This window comes from Gilliamella sp. ESL1225 (assembly GCF_058502635.1).
On the sequence record NZ_CP196358.1, the window covers coordinates 1,944,996 to 1,970,031 of the forward strand.

General features: G+C 33.7%; 24 protein-coding genes. 7 read left to right on the forward strand and 17 right to left on the reverse strand.

Annotation, left to right across the window (positions count from 1 at the left end; all coding sequences use genetic code 11):
• Window positions 1-105: 105 nt before the first annotated feature.
• The 11 genes from rsuA to ACSYSW_RS08925 form a co-directional block, all read right to left on the reverse strand.
• The gene (gene rsuA, locus ACSYSW_RS08875) at window positions 106-795 is read right to left on the reverse strand and encodes a 16S rRNA pseudouridine(516) synthase RsuA (RefSeq protein ID WP_491705398.1); all 690 of its coding nucleotides are present in this window, start codon (window positions 793-795) and stop codon (window positions 106-108) included.
• 6 nt (window positions 796-801) lie between these two features.
• On the reverse strand, window positions 802-1,545 hold the full coding sequence (locus ACSYSW_RS08880; protein ID WP_491705397.1) for a class I SAM-dependent methyltransferase: 744 nt from the start codon (window positions 1,543-1,545) through the stop codon (window positions 802-804).
• On the reverse strand, window positions 1,526-3,574 hold the full coding sequence (gene prlC, locus ACSYSW_RS08885; protein WP_491705396.1) for an oligopeptidase A: 2,049 nt from the start codon (window positions 3,572-3,574) through the stop codon (window positions 1,526-1,528). The genes ACSYSW_RS08880 and prlC overlap by 20 nt, the downstream gene beginning before the upstream one ends.
• Before the next feature lie 86 nt (window positions 3,575-3,660).
• Window positions 3,661-3,918, reverse strand: a complete 258-nt coding sequence (locus tag ACSYSW_RS08890) for a BolA family protein (RefSeq protein WP_491705395.1) — start codon at window positions 3,916-3,918, stop codon at window positions 3,661-3,663.
• A 185-nt stretch (window positions 3,919-4,103) separates the two neighbouring features.
• The gene (gene mlaB, locus ACSYSW_RS08895; RefSeq protein WP_491705394.1) at window positions 4,104-4,382 is read right to left on the reverse strand and encodes a lipid asymmetry maintenance protein MlaB; all 279 of its coding nucleotides are present in this window, start codon (window positions 4,380-4,382) and stop codon (window positions 4,104-4,106) included.
• A 6-nt stretch (window positions 4,383-4,388) separates the two neighbouring features.
• Window positions 4,389-5,033, reverse strand: a complete 645-nt coding sequence (mlaC, locus tag ACSYSW_RS08900) for a phospholipid-binding protein MlaC (protein ID WP_491705393.1) — start codon at window positions 5,031-5,033, stop codon at window positions 4,389-4,391.
• Window positions 5,034-5,046: 13 nt separating this feature from the next.
• On the reverse strand, window positions 5,047-5,616 hold the full coding sequence (gene mlaD, locus ACSYSW_RS08905) for an outer membrane lipid asymmetry maintenance protein MlaD (protein WP_491705392.1): 570 nt from the start codon (window positions 5,614-5,616) through the stop codon (window positions 5,047-5,049).
• An 11-nt stretch (window positions 5,617-5,627) separates the two neighbouring features.
• A complete protein-coding gene (gene mlaE, locus ACSYSW_RS08910; protein ID WP_491705391.1) occupies window positions 5,628-6,407 on the reverse strand; it encodes a lipid asymmetry maintenance ABC transporter permease subunit MlaE in 780 nt (259 codons plus the stop codon).
• Window positions 6,407-7,180 (reverse strand): phospholipid ABC transporter ATP-binding protein MlaF, encoded by a 774-nt coding sequence (gene mlaF, locus ACSYSW_RS08915; protein ID WP_491706337.1) that lies wholly within the window; start codon window positions 7,178-7,180, stop codon window positions 6,407-6,409. The genes mlaE and mlaF overlap by 1 nt, the downstream gene beginning before the upstream one ends.
• Window positions 7,181-7,416: 236 nt before the next feature.
• Entirely contained in the window at window positions 7,417-8,031 is a 615-nt protein-coding gene (locus ACSYSW_RS08920) for a methionine ABC transporter permease (protein WP_491706046.1), read from the reverse strand.
• Between the two features lie 96 nt (window positions 8,032-8,127).
• Window positions 8,128-9,159, reverse strand: coding sequence for a methionine ABC transporter ATP-binding protein (locus tag ACSYSW_RS08925; RefSeq protein WP_491705390.1), 1,032 nt, complete (start codon window positions 9,157-9,159; stop codon window positions 8,128-8,130).
• Window positions 9,160-9,533: 374 nt separating this feature from the next.
• Between ACSYSW_RS08925 and ACSYSW_RS08930 the strand changes: the two genes are divergently transcribed.
• Window positions 9,534-10,385, forward strand: a complete 852-nt coding sequence (locus ACSYSW_RS08930) for a MetQ/NlpA family ABC transporter substrate-binding protein (protein WP_491705389.1) — start codon at window positions 9,534-9,536, stop codon at window positions 10,383-10,385.
• 107 nt (window positions 10,386-10,492) lie between these two features.
• On the opposite strand, the gene pepN is transcribed toward ACSYSW_RS08930, so the two are convergent.
• On the reverse strand, window positions 10,493-13,126 hold the full coding sequence (pepN, locus tag ACSYSW_RS08935) for an aminopeptidase N (protein WP_491705388.1): 2,634 nt from the start codon (window positions 13,124-13,126) through the stop codon (window positions 10,493-10,495).
• A gap of 329 nt (window positions 13,127-13,455) precedes the next feature.
• Between pepN and pncB the strand changes: the two genes are divergently transcribed.
• The 5 genes from pncB to ACSYSW_RS08960 all read left to right on the forward strand — a co-directional run bounded on the left by pncB (window position 13,456) and on the right by ACSYSW_RS08960 (window position 19,627).
• Entirely contained in the window at window positions 13,456-14,658 is a 1,203-nt protein-coding gene (gene pncB / locus ACSYSW_RS08940) for a nicotinate phosphoribosyltransferase (protein WP_491705387.1), read from the forward strand.
• A 19-nt stretch (window positions 14,659-14,677) separates the two neighbouring features.
• On the forward strand, window positions 14,678-16,081 hold the full coding sequence (asnS, locus tag ACSYSW_RS08945; protein ID WP_491705386.1) for an asparagine--tRNA ligase: 1,404 nt from the start codon (window positions 14,678-14,680) through the stop codon (window positions 16,079-16,081).
• A 432-nt stretch (window positions 16,082-16,513) separates the two neighbouring features.
• Window positions 16,514-17,635 carry a porin gene (locus tag ACSYSW_RS08950; RefSeq protein ID WP_491705385.1) on the forward strand — a complete coding sequence of 374 codons (1,122 nt, stop codon included), beginning with the start codon at window positions 16,514-16,516 and terminating at the stop codon, window positions 17,633-17,635.
• A gap of 239 nt (window positions 17,636-17,874) precedes the next feature.
• Window positions 17,875-19,005 (forward strand): porin, encoded by a 1,131-nt coding sequence (locus ACSYSW_RS08955; protein ID WP_491705384.1) that lies wholly within the window; start codon window positions 17,875-17,877, stop codon window positions 19,003-19,005.
• Window positions 19,006-19,165: 160 nt separating this feature from the next.
• On the forward strand, window positions 19,166-19,627 hold the full coding sequence (locus ACSYSW_RS08960) for a methylglyoxal synthase (protein WP_491705383.1): 462 nt from the start codon (window positions 19,166-19,168) through the stop codon (window positions 19,625-19,627).
• Here ACSYSW_RS08960 and ACSYSW_RS08965 read toward each other — a convergent pair.
• From ACSYSW_RS08965 to ACSYSW_RS08985, 5 genes are all read right to left on the reverse strand, one after another.
• On the reverse strand, window positions 19,624-20,403 hold the full coding sequence (locus tag ACSYSW_RS08965) for a class II glutamine amidotransferase (RefSeq protein WP_491705382.1): 780 nt from the start codon (window positions 20,401-20,403) through the stop codon (window positions 19,624-19,626). The genes ACSYSW_RS08960 and ACSYSW_RS08965 overlap by 4 nt on opposite strands.
• Before the next feature lie 3 nt (window positions 20,404-20,406).
• Window positions 20,407-20,985, reverse strand: coding sequence for a D-sedoheptulose 7-phosphate isomerase (lpcA, locus tag ACSYSW_RS08970; RefSeq protein ID WP_491705381.1), 579 nt, complete (start codon window positions 20,983-20,985; stop codon window positions 20,407-20,409).
• Between the two features lie 89 nt (window positions 20,986-21,074).
• On the reverse strand, window positions 21,075-21,281 hold the full coding sequence (locus ACSYSW_RS08975; RefSeq protein ID WP_491705380.1) for a heavy-metal-associated domain-containing protein: 207 nt from the start codon (window positions 21,279-21,281) through the stop codon (window positions 21,075-21,077).
• A 32-nt stretch (window positions 21,282-21,313) separates the two neighbouring features.
• On the reverse strand, window positions 21,314-22,690 hold the full coding sequence (mnmE, locus tag ACSYSW_RS08980; protein ID WP_491705379.1) for a tRNA uridine-5-carboxymethylaminomethyl(34) synthesis GTPase MnmE: 1,377 nt from the start codon (window positions 22,688-22,690) through the stop codon (window positions 21,314-21,316).
• A 117-nt stretch (window positions 22,691-22,807) separates the two neighbouring features.
• Window positions 22,808-23,419 (reverse strand): DNA-3-methyladenine glycosylase I, encoded by a 612-nt coding sequence (locus tag ACSYSW_RS08985; RefSeq protein ID WP_491705378.1) that lies wholly within the window; start codon window positions 23,417-23,419, stop codon window positions 22,808-22,810.
• A 211-nt stretch (window positions 23,420-23,630) separates the two neighbouring features.
• Between ACSYSW_RS08985 and ACSYSW_RS08990 the strand changes: the two genes are divergently transcribed.
• Window positions 23,631-24,977: an MFS transporter gene (locus ACSYSW_RS08990; RefSeq protein WP_491705377.1), complete on the forward strand. Its 1,347-nt coding sequence runs from the start codon at window positions 23,631-23,633 to the stop codon at window positions 24,975-24,977.
• Window positions 24,978-25,036 lie beyond the last annotated feature (59 nt).

Below are 25,036 nucleotides of genomic sequence, written 5' to 3' on the forward strand. Positions count from 1 at the left end.
CAATTTATCCTTTTAATATAACGTATAAAATAATGGGTATGTAGGGTGTAAATTATATCAATCAATAATATAAATTCGTAAAATCATTAATTAGGACGATATATATTAATTAATTGAATCAATTTCTTGTTGTGTTAATGGTCTATATTCGCCTTCTTTAATATCAAGCACAATATCACCAATACTTTGACGATGAAGAGCTACAACATGATTATTTACCGCCGCAAACATTCGTTTTACTTGATGATAACGCCCTTCACTAATTTTCACTTGTGCATGAAACTCATCAATAAGAATTAATTGCGCCGGTTTTGTTAATGCTTTTTCACCTTTTAATTGAATACCATTTTTAAATGTTTCGATAAGTTCTTGATGCAATGGTTCAGCGACTTCGACAAGATAAGTTTTTAGGCAATGATGTTTGGGTGAGGTAATTTTATGTGACCATTTGCCATCATCTGTTAATAAAACTAAGCCAGTTGTATCTAAATCAAGGCGACCTGCCGCATGCAATTTATCCGACATAGGTTCATCGATAAAATATAAAATTGTTGCATGATCAGGATCATCTGTTGAGCAAACATAACCTTGTGGTTTATTAAGCATAAAATAACGTTTGCCTGTTATCTGTTCAATTTCGTTATCTTGATATTTTACAATTTGTGAACTCGTTAATTGATAAGCACCTAATTTTACGATTTGATCATCAACTGTGACATGACATGCTTTTAATTCTTTATTAACTTGATTGCGGCTGATACCCAAATGATGGGCAAGGAATTTATCTAATCTCATATTCTATTAACCAAATGGAGTATAAATATCAAAACGATGATTTTTCGTTTTGATTTCGGCTGTCGGCGTGCAATTTCCTAAAAAGGGGGCATAATCGGGTCTTTTGACAACGACCCGCTTTTTCGCTAATTTGCGAGCAGGTTCAAGCAATAAATTAGCATCATCATCATGACCAACTAATTGTTGAAAAACACGCATTTCTTTTTTGACTAATGCACTTTTTTGACGATGAGGAAACATAGGGTCAAGGTAGATAACATCAGGCTTTTCAGCTAAATCCGTTACATTATTAAGCAACTGCTGTAAATTGAATGCCTGACTTAAACGTAAACGCGCTTGCAACTCATTGCCGCTACGCTCATCAAGATAAGCTCTTTGTAAGCCATCTGCTAATAAGGCTTTAACCACTGGATGACGTTCAAGCATAATCACATTACAACCAATCGATGCCAAAACAAACGCATCGCGCCCAAGCCCTGCTGTTGCATCAATGACAAAAGGCAAATAGTTACCTTTCACACCGATAGCCTTAGCAATCGCCTCGCCCCGACCGCCCCCAAACTGCCGACGATGCGCCATTATACCTGAAATAAAATCCACATAAATAGCCCCCATCTTAGGTTCATCTATTTTTTGTAATTCTAAACGACTTTCTTGCTTGATAAGGGTAAAAGGTAAGGTTTGATATTGAGCTAACCATTCTTGTGCCTGAATAGTTAGCTCAGTTACGTTAAGATTCATTGATACCATAATGATGTAATAATGCGTCTAATTGAGGCTCACGACCCCGAAAGTTTTTAAATAGAGTCATCGGCTCATCACTACCGCCTTGCGACAAAATATTATCCAGAAAAGCATTCCCTGTTTTAGTATTAAAAATACCTTCTTCTTCAAAACGCGAAAATGCATCGGCTGATAAAACTTCTGCCCATAAATAACTATAATAACCGGCAGCGTAACCACCTGCAAAAATGTGGCTAAAGGCATGAGGAAATCGCCCCCACTCCATGGTAGGAACAACGGCCACTTGCTTGCGAACTTCATTAAGCGTGTCTAATACTCTTGCTTCTTTTTGGCTGTGTAATTTAAAATCAAATAGACCAAATTCTAATTGTCTTAAGATAAATAACGCGGCTTGATAATTTTTAGCTGCTAGCATTTTATCTAACATTTCTTGCGGTAAAGGTTCACCCGTTAAATAATGTCCTGAAATAAAGGCCAGTGCTTGTGGTTGCCAACACCAATTTTCTAAAAATTGGCTCGGTAATTCAACCGCATCCCAAGGAACACCATTAATTCCGGCAACCGAGGCGACGTCAATCTCAGTCAACATATGATGTAAACCATGTCCAAATTCATGAAATAATGTCGTCACCTCATCGTGAGTAAATAACGCGGGTTTATCGCCAATTGGGCGATTAAAATTACAAGTCAAATATGCAACCGGTTGTTGGATATGACCATCCGCATAGCGCATACGTCCAATACAATCATCCATCCAGGCTCCGCCGCGTTTATGTTCACGAGCAAATAAATCAAGATAAAAACTGCCTTTTAAATGACCTTGTGCATCAAATAAATCATAGAATTTAACTTCAGGTGACCAGACTTCGACACCTTGACGTTCTTTGGCGCTAATACCAAAAATACGTTTTACTACTTCAAATAATCCATTAATGACACGTTGTTGTGGAAAGTAAGGGCGTAATTCTTCGTCGTTAATGGCATATAAATATTGTTTTTGTTTTTCACTATAATAAGCAATATCCCATGGTTTCAGATCGCTTGCGCCAAAAAACTCATAGGCATATTGTTTTAATTGTTTTAATTCTTTTTCGCCTTGCGGTTTTGCTTTATGGGCAAGATTATTTAAGAAATCAAAAACTTGCTCGCATGAATGTGCCATTTTAGTCGCTAATGATTTATCCGCATAAGTGTTAAAACCTAATAAGGTTGCGACTTCTTGACGTAATTTTAAAATCTGTTCAATATTTTCTGTATTATCCCATTTACCTGCATTAGGACCTTGATCAGATGCTCTTGTACTGTAGGCTTGATAGATTTCAAAACGTAAATCGCGATTATCGCAATAAGTAATAACAGGGATATAACAAGGCATATCAAGCGTTAACAGCCAACCATCTAACCCTTTTGCTTCCGCTTGCTGTTTTGCTGCTTCAATTGCGCTTTCTGGTATTCCTTTTAAATCATCAATATCTGTAATATGTTTAGTCCAGCCCATCGTCGCATCTAACACATTATTGCTATAATTTGATGATAATTCGGATAACTTGCTGACAATTTCACCATAACGTTTTTGTTTGTCGGCAGCAAGTCCAATACCAGATAATTCAAAATCACGTAATGCATTATCAATGACTTTTTTTTGCGCTTTATTTAATTGATGATATTCCGAACTATTTTTAAGTGATTTATAAGCTTCATATAACGGTTTATGTTGCCCAACCCAAGTACTATATTCAGATAATAACGGTAAGCATTCTTCATAAGCTTTACGCAATTCAGGACTATTTTTAACGGCATTTAAATGACTAACCGGCGACCAGGCTCGACTAAATTTTTCGTCGACTTCATCTATCGGTTGAATTAAATTATCCCATGTATATTGTGTATTATTTGCGACAACATATTCAATGGTATTACGACAATTTTGTAAAGTCTCTTTGATAGCAGGTAAAACATGTTCAGGTTTTATTTGCGAAAAAAGTGGTAATTCGGAATTTACTAATAAAGGATTCGTTAATAATGGATTTGTCATGTTTTATACCTTAATTCAAAAATTTGTCTTCAAATGCGATGTTATTGTGGTGCTTAAAATACCTAAATCAAGTGGAAAAAAACAAATCAAAGCCCCATTAATTTACGTTCGCGTTGCCACTCTTTTACGGTATAAGTTTTTATTGATAAAGCATGTATGCGATTATCTGAAATAAATTCTGCTAAAGGGGCATAAATAGCTTGTTGTTTTTGCACGCGGCTTAACTCTGAAAATATATCACTTATTGCAATAACTTGAAAATGACTTCCATCATCCGTCATAACATGCACATCGTCTAAAGGTAAAGACTGTTTTAATTTATCAATAATATGTTGTTTATCCATTTTATTTATTACTCGGTTATTAATTGATTAGTTAACGCTTTGAAATGAAAAAAATAAAAATAATTTTTTATTTTTTTCATTTTTAAAAAATTCAATTTAGATAAATTTATAAAATTCGTCAAATTTATACTAAATTAAATTTTTAAGGAGATTGGATAAGAAAAAAAGATATAACTAAACCCTATTTATTTACCCATTGGAATGACTGTTTGCAAATCATAAAGCGCAATAAGTGTTTTTAATTGCGATTTTACGCCGATTAAGCTTAGCGAATATTTATTACAAAAATAGACAAGCATTGCTAAACCGCAGGAATCAACGCGATCTAATTCGGCAACATCAATAATTTGAATGTCCGCAATTAATTCCTGCTGTTGTTGCCATAATTGATTGAGCGAAGATGCATCTAATTCACCCTTTAGTATTAACGTTTGTTGCGCTTTTTCGGTCAACAATTTAATCATAGGATATTAATCCTTCTTATTGGCATTAGGATCGATTTTTGTTAATGAGCTTTTATGGAGTTCTGCCGTTAATGCATCGATACCCCCTTGACGCAAAATGGTTGCCCATTCATTTTGTTTAGTTGTGATCATACTGACGCCTTCAGCAACTAAATCATAGGCTTTCCATTCACCTGTGACACTGTTTTTACGCCATAAAAAATCAATCCGCACAGGTTGTTGGTTTTTATCAGGTTGAATTAATAAAACACGAATCGACAGCAGTGTTTTATCGCCAATATCTTTTGCCGCTTCTACTTGATATGCTTGTCCATTATACATGGTTAATGCTTGAGCCATCGCTTGAATTAAATATTCTTGAAATGCAGTAAAATAGGCATTGCGTTGTTCTTGGCTAGCACTTTTATAATAATTACCCACAATTAAAGCTGCTGAATATTTAACTTGGATATAAGGTAATAAGTCTTGTTTGGTAATATCTTTTAATTTATTAGGATCGCTTTTAATCAAATTTGCATTCGCTTTAATTGTACTAAATAATGTATCAGCGGCGGTTTGCATTTGTTGATAAGGATCATTACTTGCCATTACATTTGTTGAAAATAAAAAAGTAATCGCAAAAAAAAGGGTGATTTTCAATTTCGTTAACATCTTACTTACTCCGTTATTCCTTTTCAGTTGTTGCTTCTTTGGCTGATTTATCACTACCAGAACTGTATAAAAATTGCCCAATCAGATCCTCTATGACTATTGCCGGTTTAGTGTTTTGAATAACAAAACCCTGATTAAAATAGCTAGATTCTTTATTTGTTGTTGCAATGTGGGAGTGGCTATCAGTATCTAAAGCATCAATTTCATCTGACATTGCTTGATCAAGACCAAAATTGATGTCAATAAATTGTTCGCCAAGTAAGCCAGAAGTTTTAATTGAAAGTGAGCTACTACTTGGGATCTTGTTATAAGCTGAATAAATATCCATTGTCACATAAGGTTTATAAATATCATTGTCCGAAATTTGTAACGAAATATTACTCACTCGACCAATAACAACACCACCAATTTTAATCGGTGATTTGGCTTTTAAGCCACCAATATTATCAAAAACAGCATATACTTGGTAGGTGTTTTTATTCATTAATGAGGCAGGATCTGCGACTCTAAAACATAAAAAAAGGACTGAACAAATCACTAATAATAAAAATAAACCAACAGTAATTTCAACTTTACGACTCATGTTTAATAACCTCAATGACTAAACATTAATGCGGTTAAAATAAAATCTAACCCCAAAATAACTAATGACGAATAAACAACGGTATTTGTTGTCGCTTTACTAATCCCTTCTGAAGTAGGGACGCAATCATAACCATTAAAAAGCGCTATCCAGCAAGTGGCAATTGCAAATGCAAGGCTTTTAATAAAACAATTTCCAATATCATTCCACCAATCAACATTACTTTGTATAGAGGACCAAAAGAATCCCGAATCTATGCCTTTCCATTCAATGCCAACTAAAGCGCCACCAAGAATACCTATTGCAACAAATATTGCCGTTAAAAAGGGCATACAAAAAAATCCCGCCCAGAATCTCGGTGCAATTAAACGCCTTAAAGGATCAACTGCCATCATTTCCATGCTTGAGATTTGTTCAGTAGCTTTCATTAAACCAATTTCAGCCGTTAATGCCGAACCCGCCCTACCTGCGAATAATAGACCAGCGACGACAGGTGCTAATTCGCGTAATAATGCTAAAGCAACCATCATACCTAAACTTGCCTCAGCGCCAAAGGTTGTTAAAATAAAATAACCTTGTAGAGCAAGGACCATACCGATAAAGAGTCCAGAAACCATAATAATGGTTAATGATTGCACGCCAATAAAATAGAATTGCTTAATTAATAGCGGGAACTGTTTTTTAAATTGCTGGCGACCCACCAAAGAGCGAAAAAGCATAATGCCAGCACGTCCAAGCATTGAGATAAAATTAATTGCCCATTGTCCCACGTGCGCAAGTAGATTTAACATTAATTATCACCTCGGCTTAAATCCAATTTATAATCAATTGCAGGATAATGAAAAGGAACGGGTCCATCTGCTAAACCTTCCAGAAATTGTTTAACACGTGGATCGTCATTTTTATAGAGTTGATCTGATGTACCACCAGCAATAATATGTTGTTCGGCAATAATATACGCATAATCAGCGATACTTAATACTTCTTTGACATCATGCGTTACAACAATACAGGTTAACCCTAATGATTGATTGATTTCTGATATAAGTTTAACGATAACGCCCATTGAAATAGGATCTTGACCAGCAAAAGGTTCGTCAAACATGATTAACTCAGGGTCTAACGCAATCGCTCTCGCTAACGCAACCCGCCTTGCCATACCGCCCGATAGTTCAGAAGGCATCATATCAGCAGCCCCTCGGAGGCCTACTGATTGTAATTTCATTAATACTAAATTATGTAAAATAGGCTTAGGAAGATCAAGATGTTCTAAAAGCGGATAAGCGACATTATCAAACACAGACATATCAGTGAATAATGCGCCTGATTGGAAAAGCATACTCATGCGCTTACGAGTTTCATATAATTTTTTGCGCGATAAAGACGGAATATTTATGCCATCAAATAAAATTTGTCCAGATTGGGGTTTTAATTGCCCCCCTATCAAACGTAAAAGCGTTGTTTTACCAATGCCTGACGGTCCCATAATGGCGGTGATTTTCCCTTTAGGCACTGTTAAATTCATATTTTTATAGATAGGTCTTGTTCCACGAAAAAAAGACATATCTTGGATTTCAACCAAATTATTAACTAAATTAATTGTCACGACTGTTTCCTACAAGGTTGTTATGAGCAATCTTTTTTCATTATACGGGTAGAAGTAGAGCCATTCTACTTGATAATTTTCAATAAAGGAAATCTATTCAACTAATAGATAAAAATTAAAATTCTAGTGTTGATCGCTTTACAATTAAATTATTAATATTTTTGATTTAATAAACAATTATTTCCAAATTTTAATTATTCATGTCTCGCTTTTTTAGCTAAATAATTACCAAGACTTTGAATGGCTTGCACGACGATAACTAAAATACAAACAATAATCAGCATCGCAACGGTATCATAACGTCGATATCCATATGCAATCGCTAAATCACCCAACCCACCGCCTCCAACAACGCCCGCCATAGCCGAGGCATTAATTAAACCTATCGTCGCTGTAGTTAAGGTAAGAATTAATGAACTAAATGCTTCAGGCAACATAAAATGCCATATAATTTGCATAGGTGTTGCCCCCATTGATTTTGCCGCTTCAATGATGCCACTTTTGACTTCAAGTAAAGAATTTTCAACAAGCCTTGCTATATAAGGTGCGACATAAAACGTCAATGGCACAATCACTGCAGCTGTACCTATTGATTTATGTATTATCAAATAGGTAAACGGAATAATTGCAATTAATAAAATAATAAAGGGCAAAGAGCGAACAATATTAATAACGATATTAAGAATTTTATAGAGGCGTGGATTATTCCATAGCCCACCTTTACGAGTAGTAACTAAACAAATACCCATCGGAATACCAAATAAAGAGCCAATAAATAATGACATGATCACCATGTAAAACGTTTCCATTGTAGCAATGACAAATTGATCCAAACTGAGTCTTGTGACGAAAATACTACTAAAAAAATGGTTTATCGTTTGTATTAATTCCATAGTAATAACCCTTTAATGATTAATTTCAGTGACTTGCACACCATGCTCTTGTAAATAATTAATTGCATTTAGAATCGACTTATGATCACCTTTTAAATGAATAAACATGCTTCCTAACACTTTATGTTCAATTTCGGACATATGCGCAAACAAAATATTTACGGTAACATGTTGTTGTAAAATTAAAGAATTAATGACTGGCTCTGATGCTGAGCGCCCTAAAAATTCTAACTTAAACAATCGAATATTTTCATGATCGCCTTCAATTGCGCGTAAATTATTTACAATGGCAATCGGAATTTCATCATTAATAATTGAGTTGATAAATTGTCGCGTCGTTAATTGCATCGGATTTGCAAAAATATCAACAACTTTGCCTTGCTCTATGATGTGCCCTTTTTCCATTACCGCCACTTTATTGCAAATTTGTTTAATGACTTGCATTTCATGGGTAATTAGAACGATGGTTATTTGATATTGCTGATTTACTTTTTGTAAAAGGGATAAAATTGACTGGGTAGTTTTAGGATCGAGTGCTGACGTTGCCTCATCACATAATAAAATATCAGGTTGATTGGCTAAAGCCCTTGCGATGCCAACTCGCTGCTTTTGACCTCCTGATAATTCTTTAGGGTAATGATGTGCTTTATCGCGTAATTCAACGAAATCTAATAACTCCTCAACGCGTTTCTTAATGTATTTTTTATTTTTATGAATTAACATCATTGGTATTGCAATATTGTCATATACCGTTTTTGACTCGAGTAAATTAAAATGTTGGAAAATCATGCCAATTTTATGTCTTAATGTTCGTAATTCTCCCTCATTTAAATGATTAAGAATTTGATTTTCAATAATGACTTCACCTTGGCTTGGTGATTCTAATTTATTAATTAATCTGAGTAATGTACTTTTTCCTGCACCGCTATAACCGATGATGCCGTAAATATCACCTTTATCAATATTAAGATTAATATCCTTTAATGCTTCGGTTATTACACCATTATGATTATATTGTTTATAAACATGTTGAAATTTAATCATTCTATAACCTTTTTTATTAACTAAATTACCTGACATTAAGAGTCTAAATATATCGTCATATTTAAATTCATTTATTGAGTTAAAATCAGACTAACATAGCTCTAAAAACCTTTTTAATAATCCTTTTTTATATCTTATTCTTTTCGGTTATATATTATAAAAAGTTGGAATAAACAAACACCATTTTGTGTGTTACAGTCAATCTATAGCAGATTGATTTTTATTAGTTAGAATAAAAATCGCATAAAATTAAGGATGAATTGATGCAATGAATCGTTTTAATACCGCATTTTTTATTGAACAACTTACTTTCTTTTACTTTCTTTTATTTTTAGCAAACACGTCTACTTACTCTTTTTTAAAAGGATAAATCTATGCAAAACATCTCTAGATTCTTAAAAAAAATAAATAAAATAGGTTCATTACTGTTAGTTAGTTTAATTTTTATTTTAAGCGCTTGCGATGATTCATCTTCATCAGAAAGCAATAATCAACCTAAAAAAGAATTTAGTATGGCGGTTTCACCCGGGCCTTATAATGATTTATTCGAGGACGCTGTTAAACCCATTTTAGAAGCTGAAGGTTATACCGTAAATTTAATTAATTTTGCTGATTTATTTGAATCCGATATTGCATTGACAGAAGGTAGTGTTGATGCAACAGTTGCACAACATCAGGCATTTATGGATGTTTTTAATCGTGAACGTAAAGCCAATTTAAAAGCTGTTGTCCATGTTCCGTCTGTGCCTGCTATTATTTATTCCAGTAAATATAATTCGTTAAATGATGTTTTTAAAGGTGCAAAAGTTGCCATTCCATCCGATGCCTCTAACGCTGCTCGTGCTTTTAACTTACTTGAAAAAGCGGGATGGATAAAATTAAAACCGGGCATTGATCCTATTTTAGTCAGCACAAAAGATATTGAAAGTAACGATGCTGGAATAAAATTTATTGAAATGGAATCTCTAAATATGCCACGTGTTTTAAACGATCTTGATTTTGCGGTCATTCCTGGTAGCGCAGCCTCTATGGCAAAATTAGATCATACAAAAGCATTATTAACTGAAACCATTATTCCACCACTTGAAATTATGGTTGTGGTTAATGGTGGTAATGAAGATAGTGATTGGGCAAAAGCCATAAAAGAAGCTTATCATTCTGAACAATTTAAAGATTATATGAAAGAACATAATAAAAATGGTTATTGGATTATGCCAGAGTCTTAATATCCGCTTTTCCATATAAGTTTCGCTCGCTAGTGCGAGCGAAACTTAAAATAAACCGTTAAAACAGCTTGGTAAAATCATTTTTTGAAGCAGTCCAATAGGTAAGATTAAGCGGATAATGCCTTAGTAATCTTTTCATAGAGATCTTTCGATAAATGTTTAAGTTTCAATAAAGATTCTAATGACTGCCTCATTTGTTGTTGTCGTTTTTGATCATAGCGCTTTAATCGAATTAAAGGATCGATTAATCTAGCTGCAACTTGCGGATTTTTTCCATTTAGTAATTTAAGCATATCAACAAGGAATTGATAACCGCTACCATCTTCAGCATGAAAAGCAACAGGATTGTTATTGACAAAAGATCCAATTAAAGCTCGAATTCGGTTAGGATTACTTAGACTAAATGATCGATGATTTAAGAGTGATTTTACGGTTTTTAATACCTGTTTATCTGGATTTGTTGCTTGTAAAGATAACCATTTATCCATAACGAGCCCATCTTGATACCATTTATTATCAAAATCTTCTAATAATTCTGTTTTACAGGCAAGCGTTGCTTTTGCGGCAATCGCTAAGGCTGCAAAACTATCTGTCATATTATCTGCTTGTTGGTATTGTTTTAATACCAATTGATTAACCTCTTTTTTATCATTAGCAAACGCTAATAAAGCAAGACACGCATTTTTAAGCATCCGTTTAGCAATATCTTTATGAGTAATTTGATAATTTGCTATTTGATTAGCACGATATACTGCTAATAATTCATCATATAAATCATTGGCAAAATGATTTAATAAGTATTCTCTTACTTGATGGATTGCAAGTGGATCGACTAAGGTAAATAAATTAGCCATTTCATTTTCAGAAGGTAACGTAATTATTTGCGCAATTAAAGCAGGATCCATATTTTCCGATAATAATACTGCGCGAAATGCATCTACCACATTTTCAGGTATAGTCAATGCTTGTTCATTTTGATAAGCCATTACATTTTGACGAATATATTTACCTAATAAGCGTTGTGCTGCATCGTAACGATTAAATGCATTATGCGCATACTGCATTAAAAAGATTAAATCATCATCTTGATAATCGTAGTCTAATTTAACAGGCGCTGAAAAATCCCCTAATAATGAAATAACGGGTTTTTCTGTAATATGATCAAATTGAAATTGTTGCTGATTTTGTGTCACATTTAAAACATTACCTATCTCTTTACCTTGATATTGTAATGGCAAAATATTGCCGTTTTTTGCATACAATTCAATATCAAGTGGGATGTGCAAAGGTTGTTTATTTTGTTGATCAAACGTTGGTGAAGTATGTTGTTTAACGGTTAATGTGTAACACTGTTTTTTTTCATCATAGAAATCAGTCACTTCAAGTTCTGGCGTTCCTGATTGGCTATACCATAATTTGAATTGACTAAGATCAATATTAGAGGCATCTTGCATCGCTTGCACAAAATCATCGCAGGTTGCAGCACTTCCATCATGACGTTTAAAATATAATTTCATCCCTTCTTGGAAGGCTTTTTCACCTAATAATTTGTGCATCATACGAATAACTTCGGCTCCTTTTTCGTATACAGTGACCGTATAAAAATTATTCATTTCGATGACGTGATCAGGGCGAATTGGGTGAGACATTGGACTTGCATCTTCTGCAAATTGTACGGTACGCATAATTTTAACATCATCAATTCGTTTTACAGCACGAGAGCCTAAATCTGAACTAAATTCTTGATCGCGAAATACCGTTAATCCTTCTTTTAAACTGAGTTGGAACCAATCACGACAAGTGACCCTATTACCTGTCCAGTTATGAAAATATTCATGCCCAATAACACCTTCTATGCCTAAATAATCCGCATCGGTTGCAGTTTGTGGTTTCGCTAATACATATTTTGAGTTAAAAATATTAAGCCCTTTGTTTTCCATCGCTCCCATGTTAAAAAAGTCGACAGCAACAATCATAAATATATCAAGATCATATTCGAGATCAAAACGTGTTTCATCCCAACGCATCGCATTTTTTAAGCTAGTCATAGCAAAATTGCTACGATCTAAATTGCCTTTATCAACATAAATTTCTAATGCAACTTTTCGTTTTGAACGAGTAATAAATTCATCTTTTAATACATCAAAATCACCGGCAACTAACGCAAATAAATACGCAGGTTTGGGAAAAGGATCCTGCCATTTTACCCAATGGCGTCCATCATGTAATTCGCCTTGTGCTATACGGTTTCCGTTAGATAACAAATAAGGATAGCTTTCTTTATTAGCAGTAATTTTAGTTGTAAATTTGGCTAAAACATCGGGTCTATCTAAATAATAAGTAATATGCCTAAATCCTTCTGCTTCGCATTGCGTACAAAGTACATCACCAGAAACATAAAGTCCTTCTAACGCTGTATTTTCAATAGGCTTAATGTGATTAACTATTGTCAAAGTAAACTTATCAGGTACATGGTTAATAATTAATTGACTGTCTGTTAGTTGATAATCGTTCCATGGTTGATTATCGATCTTAATCTCGATTAATTTTAGATCTTCGCCATCTAATTTTAAACCTGTTGCCTGTTCATTTTTTTTAATCACTTGACTAACAGCTGTAACGATAGTCATTTCAGGGGCTAAATCAAAATCTAAATTAATATCCGTAATTGTAAAATCTGGCGCTTTATAATCAAGGCGATTTTTAACAATCGGTTTCGATTCGGTTATTGTGTTATTCATATATTCATACCTTATGATGACTATTTTATTATTAATAAACTAGTTATTTAATATTCCGCGATAAAATTAAGACTTTCAGTATTTCGTTAACTATTTTAGTTAGATCTTTTTGATATTATTTTATCGATGAGATGCATTTTAAACCATAACTCGATCACAATTATTTTAGGTATAATTTTTTTTAATCTCGTTATTTACGTCTACTTTATCATTCCATCTGTTTCTATTATAACGAATTAAAACAAATCTTATTCGTTAATTAATCTATACGTTCATTATTATTCTGCTATAATCTTCAAACTTTTCTTTTGTATTAACGACAAATTTTCATGTTACCACCTATCATCACATCATTATTAGATACTGATGCTTATAAATTGCATATGCAACAAGCCGTCTTTCATCATTATCCTAATGCGACAGTTGTTGCCGAATTTCGATGCCGTAATGATGAGCTTTTAGGGCAATATGCCGACGAAATCAAACACCAATTGACGTTAATGGAAAATTTAACGCTAACAGAAGATGAATTTAACTATTTATCAAAAATTCCTTATTTACAGGCCGATTATTTAAATTGGCTTAAAAATTGGCATTTTAACGCTAAGCTATTAACTGTTAAAAATAATAATGGAAAATTATTTATTCGCATTGAAGGCAAATGGCTCGATATCATTTTATGGGAAGTACCGCTTTTAGCGGTTATTAGTGAAATTGTTCATAAAGATCGCACGCCGAATATTGGTGTCAATGAAGCTATCGCTCATTTAGAAAATAAGCTACAGTCTGTTTATCAAAAAACAAAAAATGTTGATATGACTGGTTTTAATTTTATGGATTTTGGTACGCGTCGTCGATATTCCTTTGACGTCCAACATGCCGTTATTCATTATTTAAAAAATAATTTCCCCGGATTTTGTTGTACCAGTAATTATTTATTAGCTTATCAATTAGGTTTAACCCCAGTTGGAACACAAGCCCATGAATGGTTTCAAGCTCATCAACGTTTAAGCCCTAATTTGCAAGATTGTCAAAAAACAGCGTTAGACGTTTGGTTAGACGAATATCCCCATCATCTTGACGTTGCGCTGACTGATTGTATTACCATGGATGCATTCTTACGCGATTTTAATTTATATTTTGCTACGCGATATCAAGGTTTACGTCATGATTCTGGTGATCCTATCTCGTGGGGCGAAAAAGCCATTGCTCATTACGAAAGATTGGGAATCGATCCTAAAACCAAGCTTTTAGTGTTTTCGGATAGTTTGAATTTTGATAAGGCGCTAAGAATTTATCAGCATTTTAATCAACGCATTAAATTATCTTTTGGTATTGGTGGTCATTTGGCGTGTGATATCCCGTCAAAAAATTTCAATACCAAATCTTTAAATATTGTGCTTAAATTAACCGAATGTAATGGTCAATCTGTCGCAAAATTATCGGATAGCCCAGGTAAAACAATTTCGCAAGATCTCGCATTTATCGATGAGCTAAAACGTACTTTTAGTGTCGAAAACCACATAAATTAATCATAAAATGGAAATTAAAATGAATTCAGTTGTTTCTATTGTCGATGTGCTTCAAGGCAAAATTGCTGTTGGTAGCACCGTTTCTGTTCAAGGCTGGGTTAGAACACGCCGTGATTCTAAAGCAGGCATTTCTTTTTTAGCAATCTACGATGGCTCTTGCTTTGATCCTATCCAAGCCGTTATCGAAAAAAACCTACCTAATTATGACAATGAAGTATTACGATTAACAGCAGGTTGTTCAGTTAAAGTGACAGGTCAAGTCGTTGAATCACCAGGTCAAGGACAAAAGTTCGAATTACAAGCTACTCAAGTTGAAGTCTATGGTTTTGTCGACGATCCTGAAACCTACCCAATGGCGGCAAAACGTCATTCAATCGAGTATTTGCGAGAAGTTGCTCATTTACGTGCTAGAACAAATATTGTTGGTGCGATTACTCGTGTTCGTCATACATTAGCTAAAGCAATTCATCAATTTTTTGATAGTCGCGGCTTTTTTTGGCTTTCAACTCCGCTCATTACCGCATCAGATACCGAAGGAGCTGGCGAAATGTTTCGCGTTTCAACCCTCGATCTGTTGAACTTACCTAAGACAGATAAAGGTGAAATTGACTATGATAAAGACTTTTTTGGAAAAGAAGCATTTTTAACGGTATCAGGTCAATTAAATGCGGAAACATATGCTTGCGCGTTATCTAAAGTTTATACTTTTGGCCCAACCTTTAGAGCTGAAAATTCCAATACCACACGCCATTTGGCAGAGTTTTGGATGATGGAGCCTGAAGTCGCTTTTGCAGATCTTAATGACAATGCTAAATTAGCTGAAGACATGCTTAAATTTGTGTTTAAAACAGTGCTTGAAGAACGCGCAGACGATATGCAATTTTTTACTCAGCACATTGATAAAAAAGCTATTAATCGTTTAGAACATTTTATTAATACTGATTTTGCCCAAGTCGATTATACCGATGCCATTACAATTTTACAAAAATGCGATGTTAAATTTGAAAATCCGGTCAGTTGGGGGATCGATTTAGCCTCTGAACATGAAAGATATCTTGCAGAGCAGCATTTTAAAGCACCCGTTGTTGTCAAAAATTATCCTAAAGACATTAAAGCGTTTTATATGCGTATGAATGATGATGGTAAAACGGTTGCCGCAATGGACGTTTTAGCGCCAGGTATTGGTGAAATTATCGGCGGATCACAACGTGAAGAACGTTTAGATATGCTTGATAAACGCATGGAAGAACTTGGCTTAAATAAAGAAGATTACTGGTGGTATCGTGACTTACGCCGTTATGGAACAGTGCCACATTCAGGCTTCGGTTTAGGTTTTGAGCGGTTAATCGTTTACGTAACGGGCGTTCAAAATGTTCGTGATGTTATTCCATTCCCACGCACACCAAAGAATGCTAATTTCTAGTTAACTATCATAAAAAAACCTCAAATACTTTGAGGTTTTTTTAAATTTTATTAATTAGGAGAAGTACAAACAATACGATAATTATTATTATCTAATTGAATAATAAATGATATAAGACTAAAAATATCTATCATTTTAGGATTAATTCAAAACAATAATCAATATTTTTAGAAAAAAAGCTGTAAACAAATCGTAACATTAAGGTTGTTTATTAATCAAACAATGCATTTTATCCATTAGACAGAATAATTATTAAAAAGTTCACTTGATTTTAAAAAAAATTTATACATAATTCATGCAATGAAAGTAGTTATAGCCAATATTATTTAACACTCGATATTATTTAGCATTCAATATTAAGCATTAAATAATATTCCATTTTAATTGGTAGATTTGGCTACCAATTAATGACAATAACCTTGAGGGTGAAAAATGAAACGTAGTCTTTTAGCAATCGCTATCCCTGCACTTTTAATCGCTGGTTCAGCAAGTGCATCTATCGAAATTTGGAATAAAGATGGTAATAAAGTTGATCTAAATGGTCGTGTTAAAGCTTTAAATCAAATTACTGACCGCAATCAAGATAAAGAAGGTGATCACACTAATGCACGTATTGGTTTTAAAGGTGAAACTCAAGTCACTGATGGTTTAACTGGATACGGACGTTTTGAATGGGAAACTAAAGCAGGTCACAATGCTAATAACGAAACTCGTTATGCATTTGCTGGTTTAAACTTTGGTGATTTCGGTTCATTTGATTATGGTCGTAACGACGGTGTTTTAAAAGCAATTACTGCTTACACTGACGTTTTACCAGAATTTGGTGGTGATGCTGCAAATAATGACAATTATGTATTATCTGGCCGTACTAAAGCCGTTGCTACTTACCGTAATAATAACTTATTCGGTTTAACTGATGATGTTTCTTTTGCATTACAATATGCTGATAATGGTGATAACTCTTCCACTTCAGATGGTAAAAGCAATGGTTCACGTGAAGCATTCGGTGCAAATGTACAATGGAAGATTTTTGATTCTGGCTTAACAGCAGTCGGTGGTTACGCACAAACTATTGGTAATGGTAAAACGTGGGAGGATCCTGTTACTGATGAAGGTAATTGGATTAAAAATGTTAAAACTTGGGCAGTCGGAATTAAATATGATGGCACAAGCGAAGGTAATAACCTATATTTAGCCGCTAACTATTTCCAATCTAAATTTAAGCAAGATCATAAATTAGAAGCAGATGATTTTAAAGTTAAAGGTGTTGAATTAGTTGCTCAATATGGACTTGATCTTGAAGTGGGTCGTTTAACACCATCACTTGCTTATGTTCAACATAAAGAAGATGGTGATGATGCCTACATTGAAAAATACGTATCTTTAGGTGCAACTTATGCGTTAAATAAAAATATCAGTGCAATTGCTGAATACAAATTTAACCTATTAGATAAAGATGATACAGGTGCTTACGTGCATAGTAAAAACCCTGAAAAAAGTACTAAACCTGGTACAAAAGATGTGTTAGCGCTTGGTTTAATCTACCAATTCTAATTATCTTTTCTAAAAAAGGCACTTCGGTGCCTTTTTTTATATACAAAGTCAAAGATAATTTTATGACTGAATCATCTTATTTACGTTTTCATCAAAATAATGGTACGTAAAAATAAATACTTAATTCTCCATTTAAAATTATTCAAGTAAATTTAAATATTTTGTCATTAGCTATTGAAAGTATATAGATAAAATATAAATAACAATGCAACAATCATAAAAAATCCTTGAGGATAAAAATGAAGCGTAATCTTTTAGCTATAATAATTCCCTCTTTAATCATTATAGGTTCAGCAAACGCCGATATTGAAGTTTGGAACAAAGATGGAAATAAGGTAAATTTCAACGGACGCGTTTATGCGTTAAATTACATTACGGATCGCAATAATCAAACCGACCATGGAGATAATACAACTGCGCGTATTGGTTTTAATGGTGAAACACAAATTACAGATGATATTATCGGTTTTGGGCGCTTTGAATGGGAAACTAAAACAGGTAAAGATGCTGCCGATGAAGCGCGTTTTTTAAATGCGGGTATTAAATTTGGTCGTTATGGTTCATTTGATTATGGTCGTAATTCTGGAATTTTAAAAAGATTAACCGCTTATACTGATGTTTTACCTGAATTTGGTGGTGATGCCACAAACAATAATTATTATGCTATGACAGCACGTTCGAGTGGCGCTACAACTTACCGTAATTCAGATTTTTTTGGATTCATTAACGGCTTAGATTTTGGATTACAATACTCAGATAACGGTAATAACAGCTCAACTAAGCACTTTTCAAAAGATGGCAATAGTGCCGAGGCTTTTGGATCATTTGTTGATTGGGAAATTTTAGATACTGGTTTTAGTGTTGCTACCGGTTATAGTCAAACAGGTGGTAAAAAAGAAGCGAGTGCTATAGCTGCTGCCGCTAAATATAATTATAGTTTTGATATTGGTGATAACGTCTATTTAGGTGCCTTATTTATTCAAGGCAAACAAAAATATGGTTGGAATGCTTCAGAAGAAGATGCATTAAAAACGCAAGGATTAGAATTTGTTGCTCAATATGAATTTAATTTTGACATTGGTCGCTTAACGCCTTCAATTGGTTATATTCAACATAAAGTCAAAGATGCTGGTAAATATACGAATGATGCTGGCTTGAAAGGTGATTACCTGATTAAATATATTGATTTTAGTATCATGTATGATTTCAATAAAAACCTGCAAGCATTAATTGATTATAAGTATAATTTATTACATAAAGATGATTTTGGTGCACGTCAAAAATTATATAATATTGATAGCTTTAATAATTCACAAATTAAAGCAACAACCAAAGATACTGTGGCAATCGGTTTAATTTACCATTTTTAAAATAAATACATTAATAAAAAAGGCATAATGCCTTTTTTATTCTGTTTTTATTTTTTAATTTAAATTTTTTATATTATTTCAAACAGAAGAGATTTATTAAGCTTATCTAACTTAACATAATCGTTAACAGATTTTTGATTACTCTTCTTTAGGAGTTTAAATGCTTGTAACTACCCGCCATTTAGCGGCACAAAAAAATATTGCATTAGTTGCTCATGATCATCTCAAAGAAAGCCTATTATCTTGGTGTAAACAAAATCGAGAAAATTTATCTCTTCATCATCTTTATGCTACAGGTACAACAGGAACCTTAATAAAGAAAGAATTAGATTTACCAATTAAACCTTTATTGAGCGGTCCAATGGGCGGCGATCAACAAATTGGTGCATTAATTGCAGAAGGTAAAATTGATATCTTAATTTTCTTTTGGGATCCTTTAAATGCTGTTCCTCACGATCCAGATGTTAAAGCCCTTTTACGAATTGCAACCGTTTGGAATATCCCTGTTGCAATTAACCAAGCCTCGGCAGATGCGTTAATTCAATCGCCATTATTTAATAATAAAGTTGATATTTTAGTACCTGATTATCAACAATATTTAGAAAATAGAGTAAAAAGTTAATTACCAAATTGACAAACTTTCATCCCATGTTTAAACAAAATTGCTTGATTCGGTTTTAGTTTAGTCCAAGTTTCATTTGAAGTTAAAGGTTGGGTTGTGATGATGGTGACTATATCGGTCGGGCTTGTATGTTTTTGAAAATCGATTTCGACATCTTCATCTATCAATTTTGCTTTTCCAAAAGGAGCATGGCGGGTAATGCTATGTAAATTGTTTGCACAATAAGCAAGAACATACTCACCATCAGACAGTAACATATTAAAAACACCTAATTGATTTAATGTGTCAGCACATTGTTTAATAAACATAAATATTGATAATTTATCTTCTGGAAGTGATGGATAAGCTTGATAGAGTTGATTAAGAATATAACAAAAAGCATATTCACTATCCGTTAACCCAATCGGCTTAAAAAGACCAATTGGTAAGTTTTCATAATCCGTTAATTGCCCATTATGAGCAAATGTCCAATTATAACCCCATAATTCTCGTGTAAAGGGATGGGTGTTTTCTAAAGCGACAGCACCTCGATTAGCTTGACGGATATGAGCAATAACAGCTTGTGACTTTATTGGGTAATCTTGTACCATTTTAGCAATAGGAGAATAACTGCAAGGCTTAGGATCTTTAAATGTCCGCGATCCTTTACCTTCATAAAAGGTGATGCCCCAACCATCTTTATGTGGACCTTTATCGCCACCACGTTTCATTAGACTGGTAAAACTAAAGCAGATATCGGTTGGCACATTAGCACTCATACCCAATAATTCGCACATCGTTTATTTTTCCATTTCTTTTTCAATTAGCATAATTAAAATATGGATAATTTTGATATGTATTTCTTGTACCCTGTCAGCATAACCAAAGTGTGGTACGCGAATATCAATATCAGCAAGCCCGTTCATTTTACCGCCATCTTTACCGGTAAGGGTAATAACCTTCATACCTTTTTGTTTTGCTGCATGGATTGCTTTTAAGACATTAGCTGAATTACCTGATGTTGAAATCCCTAGTAAAACATCATTTTTTTGACCAACGCCTTCAACAAATCGTGAAAATATATCTTCAAATCCATAATCGTTACCAACACATGAAATATGGCTGACGTCAGAGATAGCAATGGCAGGATAAGCCGGACGATTATTACGATAACGACCGGTTAACTCTTCGGCAAAATGCATCGCATCACAATGAGAACCACCATTACCACAAGATAACACTTTTCCTCCTTTTTTAAAGGAATCGGCTAAAAGGATAGCCGCTTTTTGAATATGCTCTAAATTGTTAGTATCGTTAACAAATTTCGTTAATACATTAAGCGCTTCGGTCAATTCTTGACGAACAGTATCAATATACATCTAATGTAACTCCTTTAATAAAAAAATTCTGTTTTATTCGTTTTAAAATCTTTGATAGCAAATACCAGAATATAGCAATTAATATTTATTCAGCTAATTTCTTTTATATCCTGATAACCCGCATTTCTTATTGCATCAATCACAACACTTGAAGACAGAAAACTATCTGCTATATTCACCTCATGCTTTGCTAAATCAATGGTTACCTTAGCGTTAATATCAATCTCATGAATTGCGTTTGTAATGGCATTAATACAATGTTGACAGCTCATATCTTTGACTATGAATTTCATCATAAACCTCTTCATTAAATAAAATTATTTTAAACTTATTTACCAATACAAAATGATCCAAAAATACGGCCCAGTAAATCATTTGATGTAAATGTGCCTGTAATTTCGCTTAACGATTCTTGCGCTAAACGTAACTCTTCTGCTAACAATTCACCAGCATGAAACATAATTAATTGCTGCTTACCATTCTCAAGATGATTGGCTGCAACATCAAGGGCTTGTAAATGACGACGGCGTGCTAAAAATGTGCCTTCATTATTGGCATTAAAACCCATCGATTGTTTTAAATAATTTCTTAATATATCAATACCTTGCCCAGTTTTTGCCGATAATTGTATTACATCATAACTTTCATTTTTATTTTGTGCTTGTGTATTAATTATCATTTCACCAGTAAGATCAACTTTATTGCGGATAATAGTTATGGGAATATGTTTTGGTAATCGCTCAATAAAATCCGCCCATATTAATTTAGGGTTAGTTTCATGTGTTTGTGTACCATCAACCATGAGCAAAACACGATCTGCTTGTTCAATTTCTTGCCATGCCCGCAAAATACCGATTTTTTCAACTTCATCTTTTGCGTCTCTTAGTCCGGCTGTATCAATAATATGAAGTGGCATACCATCGATATGAATATGTTCACGCAACACATCCCGCGTTGTCCCTTCGATATCAGTTACAATGGCCGCTTCTCGCCCTGCGAGTGCATTAAGTAGGCTCGATTTACCGGCATTGGGTCTACCGGCTATAACAACTTTCATCCCTTCACGTAAAATTGAACCTTGTTTTGCCGCTTGACGTACCTGATTTAAATTGTCGATAACATCATTTAATTGTTGTTCAATTTTACCATCTGATAAAAAATCAATTTCTTCTTCAGGAAAATCAATCGCCGCTTCGGTAAAAATACGTAAATGAATTAAGGACTCAACTAATTGATTTATTTTATTTGAAAAATTTCCTTGCAATGAAGAAATCGCTGATTTAGCGGCTTGTTTAGAACTTGCATCAATTAAATCAGCAATGGCTTCTGCTTGTGCTAAGTCTAACTTGTCATTTAAAAAAGCGCGCTCGGAAAATTCGCCAGGTCTTGCTATACGTACATTCCCTGTTGATAATATACGCTCTAATAACATATCTAAAATGACAGGACCACCATGTCCTTGTAACTCAAGTACATCTTCACCAGTAAAGGAATGAGGATTTGGAAAAAATAACGCAATGCCTTCATCAAGCGTTGAACCATCTAAATCTAAAAAAGGTAAATATTCAGCATACCTTGCTTTAGGTAATTTACCCAATATTGATTTTGCGATGCTTATTACATCCGGCCCTGAAATTCGCAAAATACCAACACCACCTCGACCAGGGGGAGTTGCTTTCGCGACTATAGTATCTTTATTCATCATGGTAATTTAACTAACTGACTTTAATGACCATGATAACATAGGCTTTAGAGGAGTTCATATTAAAAACTCCCTATAAACAACTAATCATAACGTCATTATTTTAATTTAAAAAAATCTCTAAGACTTCTTTGCCGTATTTTTTTTACAACAATAATCAAAATGATCATTAACAAGACCCATCGCCTGCATAAAAGCATAGCACGTCGTTTCACCAACAAACGAAAAGCCACGTTTTTTTAATTCAATTGACATACGCTTAGCTTCATCTGTCGATTTTGGCATTTCTGATAAATTATGAAAATGATTTATAATCGGTTTATGTTCAACAAAAGACCAAATAAACGTAGAAAAATCTTCACCATTTTTTTGCATATTTAAATAAGCTTTTGCATTATTATAAATACTTTTTAATTTTGCTGCATGGCGAATTACCGCGGTATTTTGACATAATTCATCTAAACCTTTTTCGGTTAATGTAACAATTTTTTCAGGATTAAAATTAAAAAAACAGCGCCTATAACCTTCTCGCTTTTTTAATACAGTCAACCAAGATAAACCCGCTTGTTGACCTTCTAAACAGATATTTTCAAAAAGTACGAGATTATTATATTCTGGGATCCCCCATTCCTCATCATGATAAATAATATAATCAAGATCGTTCGTTAACCAATTACAACGTATTTCATTTGATAAATACCTGTTATTCGAAAGTATTGTTGAAGTTACCATAAGATTCTCGAATTGAATGGGATTGATAGGAAGTGTTAGTATATGTTAAATTAATGTCAATAATTATAAAATAAATAGTTAATTTTAATTTTCATTAAATTTATTTATAAATCTAAAATTTATTTTTTTATACAGCAATATCAAGCTTTATTGCTTAATAAAACTTGCAAGATTAAGGAATTAAATAAATTAAGATTTAATAGGATCTTCTATGAATCAAATAACCGCTAATAACCAAATGCAACCACAAGCACGACCACTTAATCGAAAAGATTATAAAACGCTTATTTTATCTTCATTAGGTGGTACGCTTGAGTTTTATGATTTCGTAATTTATGCATTATATATTAATACTATTATTGCTCCGCTTTTCTTCCCTAGCTCTTTAGATCCTTTTACAGCAAATTTATTTGCTTGGGGAATTTTTGCTGCTGGCTATTTTATTCGACCAATCGGCGGCATTATTATGGCTCACTTTGGTGATAAAACCGGTCGCAAACGTATGTTTACGTTAAGTGTTGCTATGATGGCTCTTCCTACTTTTGCGATTGGTTTACTACCAACTTACGAAAATATAGGAATTATGGCGCCGATCTTATTATTAATTATGCGCATTTTTCAAGGCGCTGCCATAGGCGGTGAAATGCCTGGTGCTTGGGTATTTATTGCAGAGCATGTACCAACCCAACGTTATGGTTTAGGGGTTGGTACATTAACATCAGGGATTACTGGTGGGATTTTATTAGGATTTATTATCACAATTATCATTGATCTTTGTTTTAGTGAAGCAGAAATTATCGATTATGCATGGCGCATTCCATTTATTATCGGCGGTGTTTTTGGTCTTATTTCAGTTTATTTACGTCGTTTTTTATCTGAAACCCCTATTTTTAAAGAATTAGCTGCTAAAAAAGCATTAGCGAAAAATATCCCTATTATTACTGTCATTAAAGAACATAAATCAGCTTGTATTATTATTGCGCTTTTAACTTGGTCATTATCAACCGCTATCATGGTCGGAATATTAATGACACCAGGTCCAATCGTTGGCAATATATATCATTTTCCCAATTTAGATTGGCGGATTGGTGGTTGTATTGCCGCATTAACTTTAACGATTGGATGTATAATTTGCGGTTGGTTATTTGATAAAAGGGGTGCAACTAAAACCTCTATTATTTCATGGGGCGGTCTTGCCTTAGCCAGTTTTTATTTTTATGCAACATTAGAAGTCAATCAAAATTTATTATTTCTTTATATAAATTGGGCAATTTTTGGATTATTTATCGGCGCTATCGCATTAACACCTATTATTGGGACTCGCTGTTTTCCACCCGCGATACGTTACTCAGGTTTGTCATTTTCGTATAATCTAGCTTATGCTATATTTAGTGGCTTTACGCCGGCTTTAACGGCTTATTTGTTAAGTCCCGATCATTTCTTAGATAAATATAGTTATTTAGGTGCTGCAATTTATCTTGCCGCCGTTAGTTTTATTGGTATTGCTATCGGATTCACAACGCTTGCTAAAAAAGGCTGGCAAGAAAAAATTAATTAAGATAAAAAATGTCTACTCAGCAAAAAAACCGATAAATTCCATCGGGTTTTTATAAAATA

Bases quoted from the DNA above. Each gene is read 5' to 3' on its own strand.
- mlaF (WP_491706337.1), bottom strand. From the start codon at position 7,180: ATGTCTTTTTTTCGTGGAACAAGACCTATCTATAAAAATATGAATTTA.
- ACSYSW_RS08985 (WP_491705378.1), bottom strand. From the start codon at position 23,419: ATGGTAACTTCAACAATACTTTCGAATAACAGGTATTTATCAAATGAA.
- mlaC (WP_491705393.1), bottom strand. From the start codon at position 5,033: ATGTTAACGAAATTGAAAATCACCCTTTTTTTTGCGATTACTTTTTTA.
- mnmE (WP_491705379.1), bottom strand. From the start codon at position 22,690: ATGATGAATAAAGATACTATAGTCGCGAAAGCAACTCCCCCTGGTCGA.
- lpcA (WP_491705381.1), bottom strand. From the start codon at position 20,985: ATGTATATTGATACTGTTCGTCAAGAATTGACCGAAGCGCTTAATGTA.
- ACSYSW_RS08990 (WP_491705377.1), top strand. From the start codon at position 23,631: ATGAATCAAATAACCGCTAATAACCAAATGCAACCACAAGCACGACCA.
- mlaE (WP_491705391.1), bottom strand. From the start codon at position 6,407: ATGTTAAATCTACTTGCGCACGTGGGACAATGGGCAATTAATTTTATC.
- ACSYSW_RS08965 (WP_491705382.1), bottom strand. From the start codon at position 20,403: ATGTGCGAATTATTGGGTATGAGTGCTAATGTGCCAACCGATATCTGC.
- ACSYSW_RS08955 (WP_491705384.1), top strand. From the start codon at position 17,875: ATGAAGCGTAATCTTTTAGCTATAATAATTCCCTCTTTAATCATTATA.
- ACSYSW_RS08890 (WP_491705395.1), bottom strand. From the start codon at position 3,918: ATGGATAAACAACATATTATTGATAAATTAAAACAGTCTTTACCTTTA.
- mlaB (WP_491705394.1), bottom strand. From the start codon at position 4,382: ATGATTAAATTGTTGACCGAAAAAGCGCAACAAACGTTAATACTAAAG.
- pncB (WP_491705387.1), top strand. From the start codon at position 13,456: ATGTTACCACCTATCATCACATCATTATTAGATACTGATGCTTATAAA.
- prlC (WP_491705396.1), bottom strand. From the start codon at position 3,574: ATGACAAATCCATTATTAACGAATCCTTTATTAGTAAATTCCGAATTA.
- ACSYSW_RS08975 (WP_491705380.1), bottom strand. From the start codon at position 21,281: ATGATGAAATTCATAGTCAAAGATATGAGCTGTCAACATTGTATTAAT.
- ACSYSW_RS08880 (WP_491705397.1), bottom strand. From the start codon at position 1,545: ATGGTATCAATGAATCTTAACGTAACTGAGCTAACTATTCAGGCACAA.
- ACSYSW_RS08960 (WP_491705383.1), top strand. From the start codon at position 19,166: ATGCTTGTAACTACCCGCCATTTAGCGGCACAAAAAAATATTGCATTA.
- ACSYSW_RS08920 (WP_491706046.1), bottom strand. From the start codon at position 8,031: ATGGAAACGTTTTACATGGTGATCATGTCATTATTTATTGGCTCTTTA.
- asnS (WP_491705386.1), top strand. From the start codon at position 14,678: ATGAATTCAGTTGTTTCTATTGTCGATGTGCTTCAAGGCAAAATTGCT.
- ACSYSW_RS08930 (WP_491705389.1), top strand. From the start codon at position 9,534: ATGCAAAACATCTCTAGATTCTTAAAAAAAATAAATAAAATAGGTTCA.
- ACSYSW_RS08950 (WP_491705385.1), top strand. From the start codon at position 16,514: ATGAAACGTAGTCTTTTAGCAATCGCTATCCCTGCACTTTTAATCGCT.
- ACSYSW_RS08925 (WP_491705390.1), bottom strand. From the start codon at position 9,159: ATGATTAAATTTCAACATGTTTATAAACAATATAATCATAATGGTGTA.
- mlaD (WP_491705392.1), bottom strand. From the start codon at position 5,616: ATGAGTCGTAAAGTTGAAATTACTGTTGGTTTATTTTTATTATTAGTG.
- pepN (WP_491705388.1), bottom strand. From the start codon at position 13,126: ATGAATAACACAATAACCGAATCGAAACCGATTGTTAAAAATCGCCTT.
- rsuA (WP_491705398.1), bottom strand. From the start codon at position 795: ATGAGATTAGATAAATTCCTTGCCCATCATTTGGGTATCAGCCGCAAT.